Here is a 24,637-nt window from a genome sequence, read left to right as displayed (position 1 = left end):
ATTTGATTATCGCTTGACAACCATTGCGGCTGCGCCCTGAGCCTTCAGCGTTTCGGCATAGTTTCTCGCATCGGACTCCGATGAAAAAGGACCAAGCCATACCCTGTAGTATGTTGTTCCTGCGATATTTATCTGTTTTATCTCGCCCGATCTGCCTTTAGACTTATACTCGGCAAGAAGTTTTTCGGCTCGGTTTTGTTCAGTGAATGACCCGACCTGAACTGCATAGTCTCCTGAGCCTGGCGGATTCGCTGAGGCAGTCGAACTGCCGAGCAACTCAAGTTCCTTTTTTGCCTGAGCGGTCCACAAGCCGCCGGTCCCCGCATCACGAGCCTTCTTGAAGCTTGTTTCGGCAGATGACTTGTCACCAAGAACAAGATAACACAGACCGAGCCAGTAGAAGCTTTCTGCAAGGAGAGGGCTTGCAGAAAAGTACTCCACAAGCTGCTTGTATCCCGAGGCGGCCTGCTTATAAAGACCGTAGGCGTAATCGATTGAAGCTGCCTCGAACAGGGCGCTGTCTGCATAGGCGGTCTGCATATTGTTTGAAACCACTATCAAATATAACACTCGCGCCGTGTCAGGATTTGGTTCGAGTCTTGCAAGCCATAATCTTGCCTGTGCAACGCCTGGATCTGAAGGTTTCTCGTGCGTGAAGGATGAAAGAATCCTGCGAGCGTTTTCGTAGTCTCCATTTTTAGCCGAGGTAAGCCCTTCGTTAAGAGTCGCACCCGCAATAAGAAGACTCAGGAATATCATTGATCTTCGACAGGGGTCCCGCACTTGATGCAGAACCAGGATGACGGATTAAGAAGTTCGCCGCACTCAGCGCAGACCGAAGCAGGCGATGCAAGCATCTCTTCAAGCCTTTCGAAAACTTCCTTTGCGGAATCAAGCTTCTTGTCGGCAAGATAAAGACTTATTTTTTCGATAAGAAAGGGTACGTCATTAGGATTCTCGAACAACGCGGCATCGATAAGGACAGACGCTTCATCTTCGGCACCCTCCTTGACCTTCAGTCTGGCGAGCCTGAGTCTTATTTCGTGTTTTGCAGGATATTTTTTAATGAGTCCTTCGTACAGGGGAACAATCCTTTCGTAAATGCCTAGTTCGAAATATACCTGTTCTATGATGTCAAGTATCCGCTCGACATCATCGGGGTAAAGCTTGGCAAATTTCTCAAGAATAGGCCGGGCTTTTTCTGGCTGTTCGGATTTCATGTACTGGCTTGACTGAACTATCATGACGTATGGGTGATCTTTTGAAAGCCTCTGGGCATTTCTGAGGCTTTCCTGGGCTTTAGGGTCATCCTTCTCCAGCTGAATCCGGGCGACCTCTGCATACCAGGAGGAAACCTGCTTTTTATCGCCAAAGCTCTTCTCATAGCGCCGCAGTACTTCAAAGGCTTCATCCATTCGCTGGCGCGCGACTAATATTGAAAGCAATCTTTTCAGATAAGGAAGCTTCTCATGCGCTAGGCCTATTACTTCCTTAAGCAGGTCTACTGTTTTCTCAGTCCTGCCCATAGCCGAGTAATCCTCAATCAACTCCTCGTATATCCTCAGTTCGTCTTCTCTTTTAAGAGTAGGTCTAACAGTAAGGGACTGATGAATATTGGCGGCTTTCTCTGCATCCCCTTTTTCACGGATAAGGCGTCCTAGTCTTATGTAGGCGTCCACGTTGTCCGTATCGTGCATGACTGTGTCGCGAAGCCTTCTCATGGCCTCAAGCTCCCTGCCGTCTAGAAGCGCCTTCAAGGCGTCAGGATATGTGTTTACAGGAGGTGCGGCGCGCCTTTTCGCCACATAAACCAATACTATCACTACAAGAACAACGAAAACTACGGCCGGGATGAGCCACAGGGGATTCATTTCTCGCCCTCCTCTTTCTTTTCAATATCCTTGGTTAGTATCTCGGCTGCAAGGGGAAGATTGCGCAGAGCGTTAATCTCCTTGCGCATAGACTCAATATTCTTTTTCAGCCTGTGTATCCTGCTTCTGAGCGCCACCTCTTCGATTATCGTAATAAGCAGGAAAGTGGCTGCACCAATTCCGAAAGAGATAAGACCCAGGAGCACAATCGGTATCTTCAGGTCGCCGAAGAATTTCACGTTCACGATAAGCGGGGCGACCGGCGGATTGGCTAAAGGGTTTCCTGAGTTGAATCCTGCGAAAATAACAATCATCACGGCTGCAGCAAGCAGCACAAGAATCCACAGTAAAATTCTCATACCACCTCCTTGGTCAAGGGTTCCGCCAGAAGGGTGAAGCCTTCCAGACGCACGATGCGTGCGCGCAGACGCTCACCTGGTCTGGCTTTTTGTTTAAATACAATGCTTCGGTGGTTACGAAGTCCTGCTAACATGGCTCCGTCGCCGCGCGGGGCAGGAGCGGTTATGAATATTTCTTCTTCTGAGCCTACAAGGCATGAAGCTTTCTTGCGGGCAATAGCGTTTGCATGCTCGATAAGAACGCAAAGGCGTTCTTGTCTTTCCTCTTGCGAGACCTTAGCTGACATCTCGCATGCCCTGGTTCCCGGTCTTTCTGAGTAGGCGAACATGTATGCGAAATCAAAACCTATCCTTTCAATAGCGTCGAGAGTGTACTGGAAGTCCTCTTGTGTTTCGCCTGGAAAACCTACAAGAATATCCGTCGTGATGTAGGGCTTTTCAAACGTCTCCCTGACCCATGCAACCCTCTCCTCGTAATCAGCCATCGTGTATCCCCGGTTCATGAGAGATAATACCTTGTCGGATGCAGATTGAAGGGGCAGATGAAAAAAGTGGAGAAGATTGGGGATGGCAGCCATGCGTCTAACGGTTTCCTTGTCCAAGTCGCGCGGGTGCGAAGTCAGGAATCCAATTCTTTCCAGTCCGCTAAGGCCCGACAGACGCTCCAGGAGATCGATGAAACGTTTTCCCGCGTCGCCGTATGCAAGGACGTTCTGCCCAAGAAGAAAAACCTCCTTTGCACCGCAATCCAGAAAGCGCCTTATCCGTCTCTCAATTGATTGATACGGAACGCTTCGCTCGGGTCCTCTTGCATAAGGAACCACGCAGTAGGAGCAGTAGTTGTTGCATCCTCTCATGATTGCAAGGGACTCACTTACAGAGTTCTTGAATGACGGCAAAAGATCGGAATAAGTCTCAAGCTCATCAAAATCTGGATTTCTGGCCTGCATTTCCTGTTCCTTAATAAAGGATGGAATCATTCGGTACTGGTCAGGACCTGCGACATAATCGGCAACGCCTTCCCTGATTAAGGAGTCCCCTCTCAGCTGAGCCATGCACCCTGCAACTACCACTTTCTTGCCCTCGCCCCGCATCGTGCGCGCAAAACCCTTTGCCCTGTCTTCGGCATGCTGCCTGACGGAGCACGTGAGCACTACAACGCTTTCTGCATCCTTTTCGCTCAAGGTCTCGGTTATACCTGCGCCGGCAAGAATACCGGAGAGCAGACTGGAATCTGCCGCGTTCATCTGGCAGCCATAAACCTTGATAAAACAGTTCACTATTAAGATTTTAACGAACATGCCGGAATAGTCAAGCTTAAAAGTCACAAGACGTTTACCGATTGTAAGATATTATTCTTTGATTGTGGGCGGCGGATGCGGAAAAAATTATCCGCCTGAACCCGTGAGGCTTTTGAAAAGCTTGGTGCTTATCTCGAAATCTGGAAGCTCTTTTATCCTCAAATAAAAGCTCCAGTCCAGATCGGCAGGATCAAGCGTAATCGTGCCGCTCTTCGGGCCTATCTCTATTGCAGCCTCCCAGCAGTGAAGCCCCTTGATTACAGAAAGGTGGGGAGCCAAAAGGTATTGATACCAGTATTTTTTGTTTTCTGAGAAGTTGGCCTGGGTCTGGAAGTTTATCTGAAACTCGAGTGGAAGGTAAATAGAGGTGTTAAAGGCAAGCATGTTATCTTCAGGAATTATATTTCCATTTACCGATTGCAAACCCCAATTATATCTGATGTAGAAAGTGCTTTTTGCGAATCTCTGACCGAACGTCTCTTTTTCAAGCGTATCGGGTTTTACAGTGGTGAATTGGCTGGTCGTGTCTCGAATCGTTGTATCCTGAGTGGTGTCATGGTTCTCCTCCTTGGGTTTTATTCCTATCAGAGGGAAAATAATCCTGTCGAGCTGGGCGGTCAGATCCGCGTTTAAGGAGTAATTGCCGTTGTAAACATTGAAGCTCGCACCGCCGCTTGCAGTGAGGGGAAGCCCGCCAGGCAGCGATATCGATGCACTTACAGGCGAAAGGCTGTCGGAAAGAAGGTTGTAGCTTATGTCTGTTCCAAGATTCAAAAGAGTCTGTTTTGTGAAAGAAGTCGTATCCGTCTTGGAGCGAAGTTTCGTCTGAAAGCTCTGGCTTACGCTCAGGGAAACGGAGTGTCCCGCAAAAATGGTATCAAATCTGGGATATGCCAGCCAGGGATAGATTTGACCGACTTTGGGTGTAATTGAGTAATTTATTGAAGGCGAAACGCTGTGGAGCAGTCCCTTCATACCCAGGGTGTTGACACCAAAAAGCCGGTACAGAGTCGTACCTAGAGAATTATTCAGCGAGTAGTTTCCGCCTCGGATGAGAGTATCCTGGGTCAAGGTAAGATTCTGACCGGCAGACCATGACTGGGAGAACGTGTACGCGCCGAAGAAGGTATACGCCCATGAAAGGGAGAGAGGCTGGTCGAATGATGTTTTGCGTTCGTCAAACCAGTATCTTGAGCTGTCGCCTGAAAGAGTATCGACCAACCAGCGCTTGCCGTGATTGTAGCTGTTGGATAAAGAGAAGCTTCCGAACGAGAGCGAAAAGATTTCCCAAAGATTCAGCGTAGGCCAGGAAAGATTAAGACTAGGTAGAGTCATGGTATAGGTAGAATCGTTAAGGCTGTCTGTCCTCGATGCGGCAATAGATACCGGTCTTGTGAAGATACTGCGGGATATTGAGACGTTCGATGTAGACGTCTGATCAAGGACAACGGGCGTGCTGTCCGGATTATCCAAGTAGTCGTAACTGAAGGTTCCGTCACTCTTAAAATTAATATCAGCAGAGATGCTAGTCCCATCTGGAATCTTTGTCATGTCGGCTAAATGAATCTCCCATCTTCTACGACCGGTCTCGAGCTCGTTTATGTAGCTTCCGATGAAACTGCCTGAAAGGTACTCCGCTGCCTTTGGTCCCCATGCCCAGTTAACGTTTAAGCCGGGTTTTATGCCTGTGCGCGTCATTATATCGGCCGAAAAAAGCGCGTCCATGTAGTCGTTCGCAGCCCAGTAGTATCGGGCTTTTTTCAGGTAAAAACCTTCGGTGCTGTTATAGCTCAACTGAAAAGGCAGGAGACCTGATTTCCGCTCGCTGCCTATAGGCACGTACCAGAAAGGAGCCGCAAGAACAGGCAGCTTTCCGAGCCTGAAGAGCAGGGGCCGCGCGATGACCATATCGTTCAGAAAAACCTTAAGCTCGAAACCAAAGAAATCATAATGAGGTTTTTCATTTGCGCATGTTGTGTAATAGCCGTTCGTTATGTGAAGGGTATTCTCCTCGACAAGCCATATACTCTGGCCGTAGAAGAATCCCTTTTCTATCTGAGTGTGCCCATCCTCCATGCAGCCCTTTTTAGTCTCCACATCATATCTCATCCACGAACCTATTACGCTGTCGCGCCCTGAAAAAAATCTCACGTTCTTGTAAGCAGAAAGCTGTTTCTTACGGGTGGAAAATCTTATGGAGTCGGAATAGACCTTGATTTCACCGTATCTGACTTCCGCATTGTGAAGGAGTAGAACCTCCTTGGTATCGGCATAGAAGATTACGGTATCTGCCTTGAATTCGACGGTTGAGACGCCAGCTTTTAGGGTATCCTTGAATGTAGTATCCGTCTCTGTTATGACCGGCTCTGTATCCCTTCCCGAAGGCGCGGATACGGGTTGAGCCAGGAGAAAAAACAGCAGAGACAATGCTATTTATAGGAGATGACGCTTATTTTGAGCTTGCCGACAACCGAAAGCACCTTTGCCTGTTCGTCGAGCTCGCCTTCATGAAGCTGGATATGGGTCGGGTCTGAAGGAATCTGGCCGAAAGTAGCGTCAACGGGCAGCCAAGCCCCTCCTATGTAGAGCGAGTTCCATGCGTGATAGTAGAATGCGCCGTCCAGATACACTAGTCCCACATTGATCTTTGCAGGAATGCCCTCTGATCTTGCCAGAGCGGCAAGAAGAATCGCGTGCTCGTTGCAGTCGCCCTCGAGTGTATGAAGCACCTCTACGGCTGAAGGCACCGATGCCGTAGCTCTCTTTCGAAGGTTCTTGTACACCCACAGAACAAGTTTTCTTGAAGCCGCCATGACGTCGCGCTCATCACCGACAATCTCGGAAGCCTTGTTTTTTATCTCCGGGTCCCCGGATTGTATGTAGACTGAGGAGGAGAGAAACTCACTAGGCTCGGTTAGAGGTATGTCCGTGCGACTGACCTTTGAAGTGTCGGGCGACGAGATGCAAAACTCTACCCCGTTTTCTCGATACTTGACCTTCTGGGTTGATGAAGCTATTGAAAGGCTGTCTGCCGCGGTCAGACCTTCAATCCGGATAACCAGTTCCTTAATAGTTCTGGGATTGGTGATGAGGGAGTCCGGACGGACAGCAAAGAAGCTCAGAAGATCGAGCTTCTCCACGTTAGATTCTATCTCGAGCGCCTTTTCGCGGGATTCACGCATCATGACTATACCTGGCTGCTGAAGCTCCTTTATGCTGATTCCGGACGAATCAAGCCAGACCTCTGAGCTAAGATTCATCATCCTCGTCTCAAGATGAAGCGCCGGCACTTCCTTACCGTCGATGAGGAGCGTATCGAAGGAGATTGCCTTTACCGATACAGGAATTACCCTCAAAAGAGTGGGTTCGAAGATGTCGACCTGCAACTTGTCACCCGGCTTTGGGGATTGCGAAAGTACCCAGTGTCCAAGGGCGGGCGAGATAAGGAGGGAGCCTTTTGCATCTATCTCTCTTGTTTCCTTGCGGCCAGAGGTCTCGATGTTGATCCTTATTTTGTCGCCTATCCGTTTGCCCTGCGCAAAGAAGCTGTTCTGTCTCGAAGAGATATCGAATGAAAAATCCTTTAAATCGAGCTTTGAATCGGTGGATGCCTTGAGCGTGGTTGCAAAAGTTTCGATTGATCCAAGCATCTCAAGCTTCATTGTAGATTTCTGAGTAAAAGTATAGTTTGAACCCTTCATATCCTGTCTGGAGTATACATAACCAATCTTCTGGTCCCTCACATAGATACCCATCCAGTCCTCGCCTGGTTTTACAGGTGTTTCCTTAAAACCCTGCTTCCCGCCGCATACAGAAAGTAAAAAAAATGATGCGGCGAGTGATACGCACTTAATCCATTCTTTTTTCATAAAGGGAGTATATAAGCCCTCCCGTCTCTGTCAAGGTAAAGTTTTAAGAGTTTTCCTTTACGAACTTCACGAGGTTTTCGAAATTCGCAGCCAGACGTAATCCCATTTGACCAGAACGTTCCGGATGAAACTGAACACCCCAAAGAGGGCGCTCTAGGTGCCTGATTACCTCAACCTTGCACGAATCGGAATAAGCCATAATCTCGAAGTGTCTTGCAAGATGCTTATCGGGAACAACATGCTCGGCATGAGATTCAAGAGCGTTGAAGAAAAGTCCGAGATTACTCAAGATACCTTTGCTGTGCACTACTCGAACGACCTCCTCTTCTTCTATAAGTTTCTTTTTAATAACTTTTGCACCCCATGCTGAGGCTAGAGCCTGATGACCGTAACAGACGCCAAGAAGAGGTTTTTCCGTTTCCAAAAGAATAGCCTTGAGCTGCTGGGGCAAATCCTGACTGCTATGATGTTCCGAACCACTTATTATAACTCCATCTTCCTTGACAACCGCAGATGAAAGCGCATCAACAAGAACCGTATTCACTTCAAAATATGGTGAAAGCCAGTTGAAAAAAGGCTCTATGCGCTGGTCATCAGCCGACTTGTAACAATTGATGAGGAGAACTGATAATTTCATGGGAAAGTGTACGTCTGGAATGCAATTAGTCAATAGGCACAAAGCGTTTCTCCAAATTCAAACTTGCTAATCAACAGAGATGGTGAAATCACTTTTCCGCAGAAAGATTAAAGACGCTGTCAATGAAACTAACTTCCCGCTTTAATGCATTATTAATATCAAATCAATAATATTGACATGAGGTGGTTTTTACTTAGACTAGTATATGTCCTCTTTGACTAAATCAATATATCTTGCATTCAGCAAGTCCAGATTCTCGAAAGAGATCGCTGTTCATGCCGAATTCAATAAGGCTAAAAGACTTCTGGTCAGACTGGCGGAGAACCCTCCTTACACCCTGTTTTCGATTTTTACCGCCATTGCATTGAAAAAATGCAAAAGGGACAGGCGGATGACTGTAATTGTTCCCAAGGATGCATCCATGCTCCTTTTTCCTTATACAGGTACCTTTGACGAGAAAATAGAGATTGACTCGACTCCTGCGTACGGCTCAAAATCATTCAAGCTAATAAAAGAAAAACTCCAAAAGCCTGAGTTCGATGTAATGCTCGATTTTGATCCGATACCCCTTCCTGAAATTGCGGTCCTATCTTCCGCTAAAATAAGAGTCGCTTGTGCGGAAAAAGACTGCTTTCCATACTTCAATATTCTTTTCCGTTCAAAAAAAGAAACAGACTTAACAGAGAGAGCTTCACTTGTTTTACGATCTCTTACCGGCGAAGAATCGATGCAACCCAATCCGCCAAGACTCCATACCCAGCAGTTGAAGGCCTCGGCATGGCTTAAAGACAAGGGCAACGGCAGAAAAAACCCTTATATACTTTCTTCAATCAATATCCCCAATTTGAGTTCCGAAAAGGCCATGGTCTTTCCTCCTGAAGCGTGGCAGAACGAATCTGACGATACCAAAGCAGCGCTTTTTGCGTCGGCCTCCGCTTACATCGGCGGAATCGACAGAAACTTTGAACTGGCCTATTTGTTCGAAATCCCCTCCGTCGTTTTCTCTTCAGATGATTCTCTTAAATCGCTTATACCTGAGTCATCCTTCATGAAATTGTTGCCGCTTCAGCATAATCAGCAGCCTTCGAATGAAATTATTATTAAGGCCTTAGAAAACATCATCATTTGAACCTTCGAAGCTTTCTGCAGATATACGCTGTTGCCGGACTGATAATCCTGGCAGGTCTTTGGGCTTTTTTCTCCCAAAGACTCTTAAAACAATTGGAAGAGGAAACACTCTTGCGTTCGAGATTATACGCAAGCTATGTTACAAGTCCTGAAAGCTCGGCAGCCCTTGAAAACGTGATATTCGAAGAGATAGTAAGCAAGATTGATTTTCCCGTCGTGATAACGGATACTGAAGGCGCACCGCAAAGCTTCCGCAATGTGCCGGCGAAAGACACAACTCCTTCTGCACTACCTGCTTTCGTTGAAAAACTCGACAGGGAAAGAGAGCCAATACCCATTCGTGCAATCATAGATACTGACAGCTCCAGTAAAGATACCTTAACTTTAAGCATTCTACATTACGGACTGCCAGAATCCTGGACAATGTTGCGTTATTTTCCGGTAATACAGGCATTCTTCATCATTCTATTCGTGATACTCGGTTTTGTTTTCATTTTCGCTTCAGCGAAGAGAGAGCAGGACAGGCTGTGGGTTGCCCTTGCTCGTGAGGCCGCCCATCAGCTTGGAACACCTGTTTCCTCGTTAATGGGTTGGGTCGAACTCATCAAGTCAAAGCTCAATAAAGAAGCGTCTGACGAGATGCATACAGACATTGAAAGGATAAGAGAAATAATTGACAGGTTCGCGAGGATTGGTGACAAGCCGCATTTGGAACCCAATGATATCGAGCCTTTAATTGTTCACACCGCCGATTTCATGCGTCATCGTGCGCCAGCCAAGATCGAATTCATAACTGAGATTAAGGAAAACAGCAAACTTCTGCTGGATCCAACCCTTGTTTCGTGGGTTCTTGAAAACCTTATCCGCAATGGTATAGATGCCATCGGCCGCAAGCAAGGATCCATAACAATAACAGCAGGAATACAAGATAAATCTCATAATTATGAGATTACTGTAACGGATACCGGTTCAGGCATACGACCCGGACACACCAGGGAGGTATTCCGCACTGGGTTTTCAACAAAAAAACACGGATGGGGAATAGGCCTGGCGCTCTCAAAAAGGGTTGTAGAACAGTTGCACAAAGGCAAATTGAAGGTCAAGCAATCCAAACCTGGCAAGACTGTCATGTCTATTACTTTACCGCTATGGCACGAATAGAACTTGGGGATACGATACTCTTTTATCACGATGAAAGACTGAGTTACCTGCGTAAGGTTCAGGAAAAAGGCGACTTTGAGTGCCACAAGGGCCGCATTCCCTGGAACGATATCGTCGGCGCTGAGTACGGTAATACCGTAAGAACCCATATGAATTTCGATTTTGCTCTTCTCAAACCGTCTTTTGCCGATCTTATGAAAGGGATAGAACGCCGCACAACTATCGCGTATCCCAAGGACGTCGCTTATATTCTTCTCCGTGCTTCGATATCTCAAGGAACAAAAGTAGTCGAAGTAGGGTCAGGTTCTGGGGCATTTACTTTTATCCTTGCTAAATATGTGCAGCCCGACGGGCACGTGTACTCCTTTGAAAGACGACCGGAGTTCCTTGAACTAGCAAAACGAAACTGCGACAGACTAAAGGTCAGTGGGTTCGTGACTTTCAAGTTGAGGGATGTTGAGAGGGAAGGCTTTGACACAAGTGACGCTGATGTGTGTATAGTAGATGTACCGGAGCCGTGGAACATTGTTCCTCATGCAGCGACAGCTCTTGCACCTGCCGGAAGATGGGTATCGTTGAGTCCAACTACCGAGCAGCTACAGGAAACTCGTAAGGCTCTTCAAAAGTACGGATTCGTGCGTTTTGAAACCGTTGAAATCCTTGTAAGAGAAATGAAAATAAGGGAACAAGGTTCAAGACCCAACGAAAGAATGATATCCCACACGGCCTATTTGGCATTTGCCGATAAGCCAGGGAATACGACTGTAACCGCCGTAAGTTCTCAAGGAGACGAAAGTATTGACAATTCGTTCTCAAATGATAAACTAACAAAAGTAATAAACAAAGCTCAGGAGGAATAATGAAACGAGCTTTTGGTCTTTTAGTGATCGGATTAATAGCTACGGCATTTGCCAAGGATCCCAATATTGAGGGGGGAAAGATACATTACAGGGATGGTCGATATGAAAAAGCAGACGCTCTGTTCATCAAGGCGCTATCAGGTTCTTCTGCCGAAGAGGCATACTTCTGGCATGGAAAAGCAAGTGTTCGCCTTAACAATCCGGTCGAGGCCGCAAGAGCTTTTTTACACGCGCTGGACTCAGACCCGACCGGTAATATTATCAGGAATGATGAAGAAGGTATCGCTTTAGCTAAGATAGCATTCAGATACGGTGCCATAGACCTCTTCGATGATACTCTAATGCAGGATACCGTTGTGATTTTCCTAAAGAAAGGCATCGAATTAGACCCAAAAGAAACCTTCGACTACGTTCTTCTGGGTCGCTTTTACCTGCAAAACGATAAAGGCGATGAAGCTATTAAAGTCGCCGAAGATTTGGAAAAAGTCGTACCTGCCTCTCCCCAGGTTCCATACATAAAGGCTCGTGTATCGCTTAGCAAGGAAGAATACGAAAAATCGATAGAATATTTCAATGACGCCATAGCCGCTTACAAAAAAGAGCTTGGCGAGCTAGAAGAAAAGATTGCATCTCAATTGGAAAGGAAGATAGAAGAGATTCATCCTGTACTCGCTTCGCTCGACAGCATGGAATCGGCAAAGGACAGCGTACCTCCTGCTGAAAAAGAAAACTTCCTCGTTTCAAACATAGGTTTCCTTCCTCCGCAGGCAAAGAACTTCCTTAAATGGAGAAGCGGATATATCGCACAAAGGCACGAAACTTCGGTAGCATATTCCTATCTGGGACAGGCGTACTTCTGGACGAAAAAATATCCAGAAGCTGATACCGCGTTCTCTAATGCACTGGAGTTTGATACTGAAAATACGGACGCCGCGTGGTACAAGGGTTTCAATTACTTTTATCTCAGGGACTATAAAAACGCGATTGTCTATTTTGAAAAATCCATCGACACACTAAATCCTAATCCCACAATTTACCTCTACCTTGGTATATGCTATTTGAAAGACGAAACGAAGGACCTCGATAAAGCAGGGGAGTTCCTTTTCAAGGCAGAGGAACTAGACAATGAAAACCCCGACGTTTATCTGAATTTAACCGTCTACTGGCGGGAAAAGGGAGATTTGCAGAAAGCATCAGAAGCTTACAAAAGAGCCCAGGAACTAAGCAAGCAAGGAGATAACCAATGAAGCATTTACTGACTGCAGTTATTGTTGTTCTGGTGGCGGTTCTTCTGACCATATTGATAGTGCCGATGGTCAAGTACGCTCAGCCTGTGGAAGTAACCATAGCTGTTGAGCCTTCCCTTTCCGCCGCATCCATAACTTACGCTGAAGCGAAGAGCAGCATCTTCCCGAGTCAGGATGTCAAGGTGAAAGCAAAAATCATCGTTATGGATAATCCCAAGCAGGCACTTGACGATCTCAATCAGGGCAAGATTCAATTCGCCCTTATGCCTTGGCCGGAAGCGCTGCGTTGGATGGATGAGCATCCGAAAGACACCCTGCGCTGCATACTTTCGGAGGAGTTCAAGGTCGGCGCACCCCAGGACGGGATATTCGCGCGAAAAGGCGTAAAGCTTGATAAGATAACCGACCTTGAAGGAAAAAAGATAGGTGTAAGCGCTTTAACGGAACTGCCCATGAAAGCGATCATTGGTTCGGCTCAACTGAACGCGTCCAAGATAACCATTAAGCTCTACCCAAAGGACAAGCTTATTCCGGCGCTTGAGTCCGGCGAAGTGGATTTGATTTACGCTCTTGAACCGTACTTCACCGAAGCGCTAGGGAAGTTCGGAAAACCCTACGATGAAGGCGCAATGATGCCCAAGTGGATAAAGGCTCCTTACTGGGGATCGGGTCTTTTTGTCACTCCTAAATACCTTAAGGAGCACAAGCTTGCCGTCGTACGAGTCAACAAAGGAATGGAGATGACCTACGACAGGATTGGAAAGGAAAGCGATTCAGCGCGCATTTTTGCAGCAAAGACGCTAGGTATTTCCGATCCGAAGGTTACCTCAAACATGAACTTAACGGAGATAGTTAGGGCTCAGGACATGGATGCCGCAACAATTCAAGATCTTTCAGACAAATACGAGATTTACGGAGTACTTAAAAGCATCAACATAACAGAGAAGAAGATTCTGGTGCCGAGAGAGGATTTGAGAGAGTAGTGATTTCAGGCCGTGCTAGGCGGGAGGCTGGCGGTCTCCTGAACTCGAAACCCGCCATACGCGAGGCTGAAGGGCACTATGAGGCTGCAGAAAAAGGATTTTCTTATGTATAGCTGGACGTTGAAGATTGGGTCTTTGTTCGCCAACTCCCGCAAACCCCGCCAGGTCTGGAAGGAAGCAACGGTAAGTGGCATTCTTGGCGGTGCAAAGGCAGCCTGGTTGGAGTTTATCTATATAAAAGGAGCCTTTGTATGCGGTCGAAAGTGCCGCACGGCCGGAATGTCATATACGGGAGTCTCTTGAGATGCAGCCCCGCACATTTTCATTACGATACAGACCCCAGATCTTTGAGGAGTTGTTCGACCAGGAACATATAAAACGCACACTCATTAATGCAATAGAACGATCAAAGCTCGCACATGCCTACCTTTTCACCGGACCAAGAGGAGTCGGAAAAACCACAACCGCAAGAATACTTGCAAAAAGCCTGAACTGTGAGAAGGGACAAGGAGCTCATCCATGCAACCAGTGTTCGGCGTGTATCGAAATAACTGCTTCCAAGAGCATGGACGTGCTCGAGATAGACGGAGCATCCAACAGAGGAATCGATCAGATAAGGGATCTGAGAGAAAATATCCGGTATTTGCCGACGGGCGGCAGATACCGAATCTACATTATTGATGAAGTCCATATGCTGACGACCGAAGCTTTCAATGCCCTTTTGAAGACTCTTGAAGAACCGCCAAGGCATGTAATCTTCGTTTTTGCCACCACTGAACCGCACAAGGTTCCAGCAACCATACTTTCAAGGTGTCAGAGGTTCGACTTCAAACGAATCCCCGCACACGTAATTGCTGAACGTTTAAGCATGATAATCGCGAAAGAAAACCTTGACTTAGACAAGGATGCTATCGCGCTCATTTCAGAGATAGCTGACGGCGGGCTTAGAGACGCAGAAAGCGTTCTTGAACAAATCACTACCTTCAAGGAAGGCAGAATAACCGCTCTGGATGTCACGGAACTCCTTGGCATTGTTCCTCAGGAAAGATTCGTAGGTTTCTTGAAGGTATTAAGAGGAGGCTCAGAGAAAGAGATCCTCCTCTTCCTGGAAGAAATATTCAAACAAGGTTACGATGTTGCGGAGTACTATTTCGGTCTGATCCGTTTTATAAGGAGCCTGCTTCTATATCGATTAGGAATAAACAAGGATGATTTCGGAGTTTTGGGATCAGAAGCTTTATCGGAGGCCGAAAATCATCATCCAAAAAACCTCGCAAAAATTCTTGAACGTTTTTTAAGAGCCGAAGAAGTCTTCAAGAAAAGCCTCGAAAAAACAATATTGATTGAAACGATATCGCTTTCCCTCCTCTACACGGATAACGAACAAAATCAGGCGCATCAAAAAATAAACCCTCCTCAAACACCGCGAAGCAACCCGTCCCCGGTAAAGGAAGAACCGGAAACCGATACGCCTTCCGGTTCAAAGGAAACCTCTAAGCAAGAACATGAAACAGAAAAGGGTGAGCAGCTTGCAACAAAAAAAGAGGAACCGGGAAAGCCATCATCCTTGTCATCTCTGTGGAAGTCTTTTCTCGTTGAATTATCACAAGAACAGTCCTTCCTTACACTTGCGCTGAATTCATCCGCACTGCTGCAAGAAAACGAAAATACTCTACATATCGGTATTACCGGGTCGAAATTCAATCTTGATATTATTGAACACGATAAAAATGATCTTGAAAGAAGATTTTCGGAGATTGCGAACAGGAGAGTGCGATTGGTTTTCGAGATCCTAGAGAAGGAAGAAGAAAAAACCGATGCGAAGAAGATGGAAAACACCAGCGTTGACGATATCCTGGATATATTTAAAGGAGAAATCATTAGATGAAACAGGCAGATCTGTTGCGCAAGGCTCAGGAGCTTCAGGAACGCATGGCTGAGATAATGACTTCGGTCAGGGGAGAGGCAACATCGGGCGGCGGTATGATTAAGGCCGTGGCAGACGGAAACGGAATAATACTTGAACTCAAGATAGATCCAGAAGTCATTGTGGCGGAGGATAAGGATATGCTTGAGGATCTTATAATAGCGGCAGTAAATGAAGCAAAACGTAAAGCCCAGGAAAAAGCAAAAGAAGAAATGCAGAAAATCATCGGCATGCCCTTGCCTGGTCTCTTTTAGTTTTTCAAACATCGATATGGAAAATGACCCGTTCTCTTTCTGAACTCATAGGGCTTCTGAAAGAACTCCCTGGAATAGGAGAAAAGAGCGCCCAGCGCATCGCACGCTATATTCTCAAGCTCAGAAACAATGAAGCGCAGCGCTTGAGTTCAGCCATCCTCGCTGCACGCATCCAAACCCATGCCTGCGAGCGCTGCGGGAATCTTACGGAAGACGTATTATGCCGCATATGTAGCGATTCATCAAGGGAAAAATACGAAATATGCGTGGTGGAAGAGGCTTTCGATATACCCGTTATCGAGAATTCCGGCGTCTACAGGGGTCAGTATCACGTGCTTGGAGGAGTGCTGTCGCCAGTCGATGACGTTTCGCCAGATTCGTTAAGGATAAAGGAACTGCTTGAAAGAACAAAGAAAGAAAACATACGTGAAGTGATTCTGGCGATTTCCGCCACAACCGAAGGCGAAGCGACTGCATCCTACATCGCAGAGATACTGAAGGGTTCAGGTATACGCGTAAGCCGTATTGCAAGAGGCATACCTGTAGGATCCGATATAGGTCTTGCCGATGAGGTAACCATTGAAAAGGCAATGAGGGGAAGGGAGTTCATGAATGAAAGCGGGAACGGATGAGGTTCGGTTTTCACATAAGCATATCGCACGGATTTGTTGAATCCCTCGAGGTCGCCAAGTCGCTCGGTTGTGAAACCATGCAGATATTTACCGGATCGCAGCAGCAGTGGCGAAGATCCGTAATCGACGAGGATGATGCCAGCGAATTTAAAACTAGAAGAAAAAAGAAAGATATATCGCCTCTTTTTGTACATCTATTCTATCTGCCTAATTTCGCTACTCCAGACCGGGAGCTACTGGAAAAATCCCAGAACGCTCTTATTGCCGAGCTTGACCGTGCTGCGATGCTTGGCGCTGAATACATTATTCTTCACCCGGGAGCATATAAAAACTCGACCAAGGAGGAGGGAATTCGAAAAGTTGCAGCTTCTCTTGATTATGTCTTCGGCAAGATAGCAGGAGGCAGAGGCGATAAGGTAAAAGTGCTTATTGAAAACACCTCTGCCGGCGGGACCCGTCTTGGAGGCGAGTTCGAAGAGTTTGCCAGAATCTTCGATTTCCTTAAGCATTCATACAAAGTCGGTGTCTGCCTGGACACAGCACATGCATTCGAAGCAGGCTACCCTATTCATACCGAGGAGGGGTTGGCAGATACCCTTGAGGAGTTTGACCGTCTAGTCGGTCTCAACAAACTGCATCTTTTGCATCTTAACGATTCCAAAAGCGCTTTTTCAAGCCGTAACGACCGCCATTGGCACATAGGAGAGGGCGAGATAGGTATCGAAACGTTCAAAAGAATAATAAGGCATCCCCGTCTCAAGCATATACCTGCAATCATGGAAACACCTACGGATTTCCAGGCAGACCTTAAGAATATGAAGACGGTCAAAGCGATAAGGAACGGTGCATGATAGCATTAGATGATGTTGCAATAGTGATTCCAGCCTATGAAGCATCCGATACCCTTGGGAAAGTTCTTAGCGATTTGATTGAATCAGGGGCCAAACCCGAACAAATATGGGTCGTTGATGACGGCTCCCCCGATGAAACCGGAAATGTGGCTAACAGCTTTCATGTCAACTTGCTCCGGCACAAAAAAAATCTCGGCAAAGGGGCGGCTCACAAAACAGGCTTTAAAGAAGTCATCAAAAAAGGATACCGGTGGATTCTCACTCTCGACGCCGATACACAGCATGACGTCGGCGAAGTGGGAAGATTTCTTTCAGCCGATCCGCAAAAGATGGATTTAATAATCGGAACCCGGCGGTTTAATATGAAAGGTATGCCGTTTGACAGATGGTTCGTCAACCGTTTGACATCAATGGTGCTTTCAATCTTCGGTGGGAGGGCCGTTTCGGATTCCCAATGCGGCTACAGGCTCATTTCAGCAGAAGTTATTGAAAAGGTCCCTCTAGTTACGGTTCGATTCGACACCGAATCAGAGCTTGTTGCCAAAGCATTATGGGCAGGATTCAGGCTGTTAGAGGTTCCCATTACGACCCTTTACACATCACCCCGATCACACATTAATAAGTTATTGGATACGCTGCGCTTCGTCAAGCTATGCGTTTTTCACCTGTTTTGGAGATAGGAGGAAAAGGAAAGAATGAAATGTGAGTGAAAGGAGTGGATAATGCTTATCGAAATCGCGTTAAAGCTTTTTAATGTCTTTTTTCTCTCATTGACAATACAAGGAAGAGTTATTGACGATCAGACAAGATTACCGGTATCGCTTGCGTCGATTGAGATACTCGGAACTCAAATAGGTGCAACAACCGATTCTCTCGGGTTTTTTCAACTTGATAATCCACCTAAAGAAAAAAAACTTGTTCTTAAAGCGTCCCATATAGGCTATCTTCCGGATACGGTTACGGTTTACTTACACTTCTCAAATCCTGCAATACTGTATTTTCGTCTTAAAACGAATCCAATACAACTACCCGAAGTGAAGGTTCTACCAGAGAAAACCTTAATCGAGAGAGCCGAACCCGGTGTTGTTTTCAAGAAAGAGGATATACGCAAAACGCCAGCGAATTTCGGAGATGACCCTTTACGGAGTATGCCGGTTATTGCCGGCGTGGGAATGTCTGGTAGCGAGTGGTCGGGCTCCCCCGTTATCAGGGGAGGGGACACCGACGAAAGCCCTTTATTTTACGACGGGATTGAAGTGGCATGGCCGTGGCATCTTGTCGGCTTAATATCTGTATTCAACTCGGACTTCCTGGAATCTGTTTCTCTATGGAAATCCTCTATCCCTATCCAGTATGATGCGTTGTCTTCTGTGACCCTGATATGCACACCTGAGATAAAGAAAATAGGAGGAGGTTTTGTCTATGATGCAATCGCACTCAAAGGGTACTTCTGGACCACCATAGCCAACTTTGCCGATATAGCGCTATCTCTCAGAAAAACGTTCTACTACATCAAGATTGGTTCTCTAGGCAAGGAGTTTAATCCCAATTTCTATGACGGAGCCTTGAATCTTGGATTCGATATTACTAAGAACGACAGACTTACTGCCAGATTCCTGTTAAGTGAAGATTTCTTTTTCGAAGCCAGCGATTCTTCTCGCGAATCAACTTCACTGTACAAAAGCGAGGATTCATTTTATGAGGTCGAAGACTCTTCTCGTGAAAGACTTTCACTGTGTAAAGTAGGATATCTGCATTCGGGAGAAACGTTTGATTTCAAGATATATGGAAGCTGTACGTATCATCTACTTGGTTATGAAAAAGATTTGCTGTTTCCTAGAGTATCCTTCAAACACACATCCCTTTCAAGTAACATTGAACTTGTTTGGAGACCGAATAAGAGAATGGAAACCATAGTCGGAGAAGAGATAAAAAAAGAAGCAACCTCTTTAGCTAGCGATTATCTTGCTTCAAGTACCTATGCGGAAATACGCGCAGAGATTCTCCCTGAATTCCTGGCTTCACTAGGATGCCGACTCGAAAGGATTCCCTGGACCACCGGGCTGTATCTTGCTCCAAGAGCGTCGGTAACTTGGAACCTTTTTGAAATTCTGAATATAGGAGCAAGTTACCGGGATTCGTATCAGCACCCGTATCGCATTCTCCGCAGTTCTTTCTATGTGAAAGATTTTTCCTTTGAGCCTCCGTCTCTAGATAATCTTAATCCGGGTTTTGAAGCACTTGCACCCAAGAGGGCGCAACAATATTCCGCTTGGTTGGAATTTTGTCCGGACACTTCAACGCAAATCCGAATGGAACCCTATTACCGGCGACTCAGTTTTCTTCCTCTCCTGGATGCTGATTCAGGCTGGAATTCCAACGGTTATGGATTTTCTGAAGGTGTCGAATTCGGAATAGAGAAGAAAACCAACTTCGGGTTGCAGGCCGAGATTTCATACGTTTTATCCGCAACAAAACGCCTAGAAGGAGACTTGGTCGAGCTATGTTGGGGTGAATATGATCAAAGACACAACATCAATATCAGACTCCACCAGTCATTCCCCAAGGGATGGCTCATAACGGCTTCTTTCCGATTGAATTCCGGTCTCCCCTATACTCCTGTTAATGATAAAGGTGAACTTGGCAAACCTAATTCAGCACGTTCATCTTTTTATCACAGGCTGGATTTACGTGTTCAGCGAAGCTGTCCGGAACTGCCGCTATCACCGTACTTCTACATCGAAGTAATAAACGTCTACAACTCGCAAAGCCCATATCGGATTAAAGAATACATTGATTCTACAGGAACACCTGTTATTTACGGCTACGGCCGCATACCGTTTCTGCCCATGGCAGGAATTGGTGGATCCTTCTGAAAAAAAAAACCGCCCCCGAAGGGGCGGTTAAAATTCAAAAAGCGGTCAATCAGCGGACGAGAATTGCCTTTCGCGTAAGATTAGCAACTGGGGATGAGAATCGCACGAAATAGACACCGTTGGGCAATGCACGCTTATCTAGAGAATATTTGTGTTCCCCGGCACTGAGAATGCCGCTCTCCAAGGTAATCCTGCGGCTCCCTGTGACGTCAAACAAATACACTTCACCTTGAGTAGCATTCGGCAGGGAAAGAACAACATCTTTACCGAAAACAGCAATGTCCAGTTTGAGAGGGACAAGCGCTTCAATGATACCAGTATTTGTTGCGTGCACTGAATCTCTAAGTGAATCATTCTGGGGAACCGAGTCATCGGCCATCCATGTTCTGAACGTTACGTTGTACCAAGCATCATTGTAACCCAGCACTGTCCATGGATCGAAGGTTATCTGGGTTTCCTCATCAACATTCAAAGGAGGGTCGATCATCCTTACACTGTGATGGACGTCCAGCCCCTGATACTTGATTACGCAAGTTACTGAACATGCCGCGACCGTATTGCCCTGGTTTAGAACGGTTACCGCAGGAATGTAAGTTGAATCAGGCCTTACTATCTTGGGAGGAGCAACCATAACGGTAGGAAGCACATCCTTGATGATGCGCGTAGCGTACTTGAGGTCACCATTTGTAACATCATAATACGCGATATGAGGATATACAAGATCCTTCTTATGAGTTAGTGCAATTGATGTATACTGTCCTACGTCGCCTGTTGTGTCAACGGACTCATTATGCCAGGAAAGGTATGTCTTGGAGTAACCGTACTTGAGATCCGCATTACTCATATCGTAATAACTAACGTATGTGGATCCGAGAATCTGGGCTCCGTACATGCCGGTTCCAGGAGAGTTATCTATAACGTCTATCGTCCATGCGGAACCAGTCCATCTTGCGTATTTGAACCGGTTGGTGGTCGAATCGTAGAAATTGATGTAGGGGATGTTATTAGATGTAATAACTATATCTGGATATAGACCCAGATTATTAGCCGCAATATAATCAACGGTGTCGATGACCCATGCGCCTGATACCAGGTGTGCGTATTTGAGAAATCCTTCGGTGCCGTTGTTCGCGTAGTAGGCTATATGCGGGCTTCCCGATGGATCAAGGGCAATCGAAATTTGATCACTGGCCATCGTATCTACCGTATCGCGGGACCATGCAGCGCCCAAGGGTCTTGCATAAAGCAGATAGTCTGTTGTGACATCATAAAAAGCGAAATGCGGTATCTCATCAGAACCCTGGACTCCGATAGCAATATCGCAGCCTTGTCCGACGTCATCCAGGCCTACGAAGGGAACACCGTACTCCCACTGATCGAGATCATTGAGATGAGCCCATTTAAGCGCTCCATCCGCCATATCATAATAAGCTATCTGCGGTCTTTGAGTAAGCGGACCCAATGCAAGAGAAGCATACAAGCCTACGCCTCCTACGCCAGTGTTCCTGTCGACATTCTCCATTTCCCATGTCGATCCGTTCCATGTAGCATATCTTAAAAAGGCGCTGTCTGCATAGAAATAGGCTATGTGAGGACGGTTTTGTGCATCAATGGCCAAGGATGCGTACTGTCCAACGTTGCCTAGCGTATCGACTGCTTCAATATACCATGCTTGCGAAAAGGCGGTAACTACGCTAAGCACTATAATAATACCTATCCATTTTTTCACGAATACCTCCTAGGTCTATTGTTTTTTTAATTCGATGTTTAATATATCAATCTTAAAGATTTTGCGGGGTTTGTCAAGGGGGGGTAATTAACAAAGAACCATTCTAAGAAACGGCGCAATATTGCACCAAACAACGATTTCTTTATTTGATCCTTCCCATTTTGACAACCTTTTTACACCATTCGTCACCAACAACAAAGTAAACTCCCGACTGGAGTTGTCTTGCATTGTATGAGTTTCCGGAAACCTTCGATACAAGCCTTCCGCTCTCATCGTAAAGAATTGCGTTCACGTGCTTTGTGAATTCCAGGATATCGACAAAAGGGTTATAACGGATTAACGCATCCCCGCAATCAGGCAAAGAAGAATCAGAACAGCCCAAATCGAGAAAGAGAAGCATTTGATACCCATCGTAACCATCTGCAACAAAAACCGTATCGCTTGAGACAAAAAGATCACGTACCTCGCCCCCAGTGTTAAAGCTTCCTACAAGTTGAGGGGCTGCATGGTTTGAAATATTGTAGGCTTTGATACCGAAAGAACCGTCGCCAATAAAAAGAACATCCTGGCAGACGTCAACGGCAGAAGCAAAATGCTCCATGGGGATCAACGAAAGAGTGTTCCACTTGTTATCATCAATGAGATAGATGCCTACGCCTTCATTCGCTTCCGCAATATAAAGAATACTGTCTCGAACGTCAAAATCCAACGCGCTACCATGCAGATTCTGTCTTACAACTTGAATTGGTTTTGAAGGATCCACCACGTTCAAGACTGCGATTGTTGCATCTTCCAAACCAACGAAAAGCGAATCACGTAAAAGGCACAATGAAAAAGCCCTCGCATCAAAGGAAATCTTTGCCGTTTTTTGGGGAAGAAGAGGGTTTGTCAAATCAACCGATATTAGACCTGAATCGCCGCATGCAAGGTAGACATGAGGCAGGTTCAAGGCTAGCGCCCATACATGAATTTCGTCCAGCGAAAACCGCGAAATAAGCTCTACACCTTCGTCTAAATCGCTTATATCGTACAAGGCAAGACCCGCCCAGCCCTCTGCAACATACAATGTATTATCATGGATGACTGCGTCCCTTGGCCAGTCGGCTGTCGGATATATCCTCGGAGGCGATAAGGTATTCCCTCTATCGAAGAAGGCGACTTTAGAACCCTCTAAACCCAATGCAATATAGCGATCGTCAGCTGCAACTACATCTGAAAGTCCGCCTCTTGCATAACCATCGATTACATTCGGTTTCGAGGGATTCAACGCGTCAAAAATCCACCATGACCCGAGGAAACCCGCAATCGATCCGTAACTACCTGATACACTCACATCGTAAGGCCATATACCGGTAACATCAAGAGTGTCAAGAGATACTGATCCGATTGTCTCATAGGAACCAGCATCAAGGACCGAAAGGGACTCATCCCAAGAAACAACGTATGCATAAGGACGCTCGATATCAACAGCCCATGCAAACATCAAAGGGATCGATACAGCAATCGATGGATCGGAGGGATCTGAAAGATCGATTATGTGAAGACCGCCATCAAATGAGCAAACCCATGCGGTGTGACTGAGACTGTCGTAGTCAAGACCGTAATGCTGGCCTGTAAGTTTAAGCCCTTTAATAGAACTTGGCGTTGCAGGGTCAGAAACATCTATGGAAATAAGACCTATCGAAGCATCTGTAGCGAAGAGAAAATCCCCATCGAGGGCCAATGAGCGAAGATTGAACCCTGGTAGAGTCCCCAAAAGACGAGTGGAGGCTGGGTCCAAACAATCGTAAACCTCAAGACCTGCCGATCCCAAAGCTGTGTAGAGAGTATCACCCCTAACGGCCAGACCGAATGATCTTCCGCCTGTCTTAAAAAGATTCATGATCTGCGGATCGTTTAGATTTGAAATATCGACAATTGCCACACCCTGGTCGTCTACCGCGACATAGAGACGCTTGTCCGAACGAACCATTGTATAAGCAAGGCCTGGAAAAACAATTTCGGGAAGCCAGAAGACCTTGCCTGATAAATCCAGTCGACCTATCTGCAACACCCCACCGTTTGTATAGAAAAGTGTATTCGAGTCGAGCAAAACGGAAAAACCTGTTCCGTAAGGCCAGCGGTCAAGGAGTTTGAAGTTATAGTTGGAAGAAGAATCCAAGATACTTGGTAAATCACAAAATGCCGACCTCTCCCCTCCCCAAACGATAAAGAGCATAAAAGTTAGAACTGACACAACGATATCTTAAGCCTTCTTGTCGTTATGTCAAACGGTTTTGCATCACGACTTGTAAAACTCGCCTAATCAAAATCAAAAAACCGGCCTGCCGATTGAAGCTAAGTAAGCTTTTCATTCTTCTCAAAAACGTTGACGGATGCCTAAATCCGGTTAAAATCGAAGGATGTTGAAACCTGCAATAGAAGGCGGAACCCCTGTTCGAAAGGATTTGCTTGTATTCGGAAAACCTGATATAAGGGATGAGGATATTGCCGAGGTCGTCGATACGCTGCGCTCAGGATGGATAGGTCATGGACCAAAAACCGAGCGTTTCGAGAAGATGTTCGAGGAGTTTACTGGTACAAAACACGCTATCGCTGTCAATTCATGTACCGCCGCGCTCTATCTTTCGCTTGCTATGCTTGACCTTAAGCAAGATGATGAGATCATAACGACACCGTTGACTTATCCTGCAACCGCAAATGTCATTCTTCATCACGATGCAAAATTGGTTTTCGCGGATGTTCAAGAGGAAACCGGAAATATTTCTCCGCAGAAAATACAGGATAAGATTACTGCAAATACAAAAGCGATTATCCCCGTACATCTTCATGGCTATCCATGTGATATGGGTGAAATCCTAAGCCTGGCAGAATATTCAAGTATAGCCGTGATAGGAGACGCCGCACATGCAATAGAGTCCAGATTCAAGAACAAACACGTTGCAATATTGG

At 46.2% G+C, this 24,637-nt stretch carries 21 protein-coding genes and 1 other RNA gene; 13 read left to right on the top strand and 9 right to left on the bottom strand.

All coding sequences use genetic code 11. The features are described from left to right. Positions 1-6: 6 nt before the first annotated feature. The 7 genes from GX441_05340 to GX441_05310 form a co-directional block, all read right to left on the bottom strand. A complete protein-coding gene (locus GX441_05340) occupies positions 7-759 on the bottom strand; it encodes a tetratricopeptide repeat protein (protein NLI98069.1) in 753 nt (250 codons plus the stop codon). Beyond that, the gene (locus GX441_05335; GenBank protein NLI98068.1) at positions 756-1,871 is read right to left on the bottom strand and encodes a tetratricopeptide repeat protein; all 1,116 of its coding nucleotides are present in this window, start codon (positions 1,869-1,871) and stop codon (positions 756-758) included. The genes GX441_05340 and GX441_05335 overlap by 4 nt, the downstream gene beginning before the upstream one ends. Further along, a complete protein-coding gene (locus tag GX441_05330; protein ID NLI98067.1) occupies positions 1,868-2,230 on the bottom strand; it encodes a LapA family protein in 363 nt (120 codons plus the stop codon). Before GX441_05330 ends, GX441_05335 begins: the two co-directional genes overlap by 4 nt. Beyond that, the gene (locus tag GX441_05325) at positions 2,227-3,510 is read right to left on the bottom strand and encodes a MiaB/RimO family radical SAM methylthiotransferase (protein NLI98066.1); all 1,284 of its coding nucleotides are present in this window, start codon (positions 3,508-3,510) and stop codon (positions 2,227-2,229) included. Before GX441_05325 ends, GX441_05330 begins: the two co-directional genes overlap by 4 nt. Positions 3,511-3,618: 108 nt before the next feature. Continuing rightward, positions 3,619-5,958 carry an LPS-assembly protein LptD gene (locus GX441_05320; GenBank protein ID NLI98065.1) on the bottom strand — a complete coding sequence of 780 codons (2,340 nt, stop codon included), beginning with the start codon at positions 5,956-5,958 and terminating at the stop codon, positions 3,619-3,621. 2 nt (positions 5,959-5,960) lie between these two features. After that, positions 5,961-7,400, bottom strand: a complete 1,440-nt coding sequence (locus GX441_05315; GenBank protein ID NLI98064.1) for a transglutaminase domain-containing protein — start codon at positions 7,398-7,400, stop codon at positions 5,961-5,963. Positions 7,401-7,443: 43 nt separating this feature from the next. Beyond that, a complete protein-coding gene (locus GX441_05310; GenBank protein ID NLI98063.1) occupies positions 7,444-8,037 on the bottom strand; it encodes a C26 family cysteine hydrolase domain-containing family in 594 nt (197 codons plus the stop codon). A 205-nt stretch (positions 8,038-8,242) separates the two neighbouring features. On the opposite strand from GX441_05310, the gene GX441_05305 reads away from it, so the two are divergent. From GX441_05305 to GX441_05250, 12 genes are all read left to right on the top strand, one after another. Then, the gene (locus GX441_05305) at positions 8,243-9,166 is read left to right on the top strand and encodes a hypothetical protein (GenBank protein ID NLI98062.1); all 924 of its coding nucleotides are present in this window, start codon (positions 8,243-8,245) and stop codon (positions 9,164-9,166) included. Beyond that, a complete protein-coding gene (locus GX441_05300) occupies positions 9,163-10,326 on the top strand; it encodes a HAMP domain-containing histidine kinase (GenBank protein NLI98061.1) in 1,164 nt (387 codons plus the stop codon). Before GX441_05305 ends, GX441_05300 begins: the two co-directional genes overlap by 4 nt. Beyond that, positions 10,314-11,186, top strand: coding sequence for a tRNA (adenine-N1)-methyltransferase (locus GX441_05295; protein ID NLI98060.1), 873 nt, complete (start codon positions 10,314-10,316; stop codon positions 11,184-11,186). The genes GX441_05300 and GX441_05295 overlap by 13 nt, the downstream gene beginning before the upstream one ends. Beyond that, positions 11,186-12,433 (top strand): tetratricopeptide repeat protein, encoded by a 1,248-nt coding sequence (locus tag GX441_05290; protein ID NLI98059.1) that lies wholly within the window; start codon positions 11,186-11,188, stop codon positions 12,431-12,433. Before GX441_05295 ends, GX441_05290 begins: the two co-directional genes overlap by 1 nt. Beyond that, on the top strand, positions 12,430-13,416 hold the full coding sequence (locus GX441_05285; GenBank protein ID NLI98058.1) for an ABC transporter substrate-binding protein: 987 nt from the start codon (positions 12,430-12,432) through the stop codon (positions 13,414-13,416). Before GX441_05290 ends, GX441_05285 begins: the two co-directional genes overlap by 4 nt. A gap of 10 nt (positions 13,417-13,426) precedes the next feature. Further along, positions 13,427-13,690, top strand: an RNA gene (ffs, locus tag GX441_05280) — signal recognition particle sRNA large type. 30 nt (positions 13,691-13,720) lie between these two features. Then, positions 13,721-15,304, top strand: coding sequence for a DNA polymerase III subunit gamma/tau (dnaX, locus tag GX441_05275; protein ID NLI98057.1), 1,584 nt, complete (start codon positions 13,721-13,723; stop codon positions 15,302-15,304). Next, positions 15,301-15,597 (top strand): YbaB/EbfC family nucleoid-associated protein, encoded by a 297-nt coding sequence (locus GX441_05270; protein NLI98056.1) that lies wholly within the window; start codon positions 15,301-15,303, stop codon positions 15,595-15,597. Before dnaX ends, GX441_05270 begins: the two co-directional genes overlap by 4 nt. Before the next feature lie 23 nt (positions 15,598-15,620). Continuing rightward, positions 15,621-16,229, top strand: a complete 609-nt coding sequence (gene recR, locus GX441_05265) for a recombination protein RecR (protein ID NLI98055.1) — start codon at positions 15,621-15,623, stop codon at positions 16,227-16,229. Beyond that, positions 16,226-17,080: a deoxyribonuclease IV gene (locus tag GX441_05260; GenBank protein NLI98054.1), complete on the top strand. Its 855-nt coding sequence runs from the start codon at positions 16,226-16,228 to the stop codon at positions 17,078-17,080. Before recR ends, GX441_05260 begins: the two co-directional genes overlap by 4 nt. Beyond that, positions 17,077-17,760: a glycosyltransferase family 2 protein gene (locus GX441_05255; GenBank protein ID NLI98053.1), complete on the top strand. Its 684-nt coding sequence runs from the start codon at positions 17,077-17,079 to the stop codon at positions 17,758-17,760. Before GX441_05260 ends, GX441_05255 begins: the two co-directional genes overlap by 4 nt. A 42-nt stretch (positions 17,761-17,802) precedes the next feature. After that, complete coding sequence (locus GX441_05250; protein NLI98052.1) at positions 17,803-19,956, top strand: TonB-dependent receptor; 2,154 nt, start codon at positions 17,803-17,805, stop codon at positions 19,954-19,956. 49 nt (positions 19,957-20,005) lie between these two features. Here the strand turns inward: GX441_05250 and GX441_05245 are convergent, their stop codons facing one another. Both GX441_05245 and GX441_05240 read right to left on the bottom strand, forming a co-directional pair. Continuing rightward, entirely contained in the window at positions 20,006-21,685 is a 1,680-nt protein-coding gene (locus GX441_05245; GenBank protein NLI98051.1) for a hypothetical protein, read from the bottom strand. A 142-nt stretch (positions 21,686-21,827) separates the two neighbouring features. Next, positions 21,828-23,921, bottom strand: coding sequence for a hypothetical protein (locus GX441_05240; protein ID NLI98050.1), 2,094 nt, complete (start codon positions 23,919-23,921; stop codon positions 21,828-21,830). A gap of 166 nt (positions 23,922-24,087) precedes the next feature. On the opposite strand from GX441_05240, the gene GX441_05235 reads away from it, so the two are divergent. Continuing rightward, positions 24,088-24,637, top strand: a 550-nt coding sequence (locus GX441_05235; protein ID NLI98049.1) for a DegT/DnrJ/EryC1/StrS aminotransferase family protein, incomplete at its 3' end; no start/stop codon positions are given.

It is taken from the genome of bacterium (assembly GCA_012517375.1).
In the GTDB taxonomy this organism is placed as follows: Bacteria; Hydrothermota; Tepidihabitantia; order B3-TA06; family B3-TA06; genus JAAYVC01.
This window is presented reverse-complemented; position numbering and strand designations above follow the sequence as displayed.

Bases quoted from the DNA above. Each gene is read 5' to 3' on its own strand.
- GX441_05310 (NLI98063.1), bottom strand. From the start codon at position 8,037: ATGAAATTATCAGTTCTCCTCATCAATTGTTACAAGTCGGCTGATGAC.
- GX441_05260 (NLI98054.1), top strand. From the start codon at position 16,226: ATGAGGTTCGGTTTTCACATAAGCATATCGCACGGATTTGTTGAATCC.
- GX441_05305 (NLI98062.1), top strand. From the start codon at position 8,243: ATGTCCTCTTTGACTAAATCAATATATCTTGCATTCAGCAAGTCCAGA.
- recR (NLI98055.1), top strand. From the start codon at position 15,621: ATGACCCGTTCTCTTTCTGAACTCATAGGGCTTCTGAAAGAACTCCCT.
- GX441_05250 (NLI98052.1), top strand. From the start codon at position 17,803: ATGCTTATCGAAATCGCGTTAAAGCTTTTTAATGTCTTTTTTCTCTCA.
- GX441_05315 (NLI98064.1), bottom strand. From the start codon at position 7,400: ATGAAAAAAGAATGGATTAAGTGCGTATCACTCGCCGCATCATTTTTT.
- GX441_05330 (NLI98067.1), bottom strand. From the start codon at position 2,230: ATGAGAATTTTACTGTGGATTCTTGTGCTGCTTGCTGCAGCCGTGATG.
- GX441_05285 (NLI98058.1), top strand. From the start codon at position 12,430: ATGAAGCATTTACTGACTGCAGTTATTGTTGTTCTGGTGGCGGTTCTT.
- GX441_05255 (NLI98053.1), top strand. From the start codon at position 17,077: ATGATAGCATTAGATGATGTTGCAATAGTGATTCCAGCCTATGAAGCA.
- GX441_05340 (NLI98069.1), bottom strand. From the start codon at position 759: ATGATATTCCTGAGTCTTCTTATTGCGGGTGCGACTCTTAACGAAGGG.
- GX441_05290 (NLI98059.1), top strand. From the start codon at position 11,186: ATGAAACGAGCTTTTGGTCTTTTAGTGATCGGATTAATAGCTACGGCA.
- GX441_05270 (NLI98056.1), top strand. From the start codon at position 15,301: ATGAAACAGGCAGATCTGTTGCGCAAGGCTCAGGAGCTTCAGGAACGC.
- dnaX (NLI98057.1), top strand. From the start codon at position 13,721: ATGCAGCCCCGCACATTTTCATTACGATACAGACCCCAGATCTTTGAG.
- GX441_05295 (NLI98060.1), top strand. From the start codon at position 10,314: ATGGCACGAATAGAACTTGGGGATACGATACTCTTTTATCACGATGAA.
- GX441_05335 (NLI98068.1), bottom strand. From the start codon at position 1,871: ATGAATCCCCTGTGGCTCATCCCGGCCGTAGTTTTCGTTGTTCTTGTA.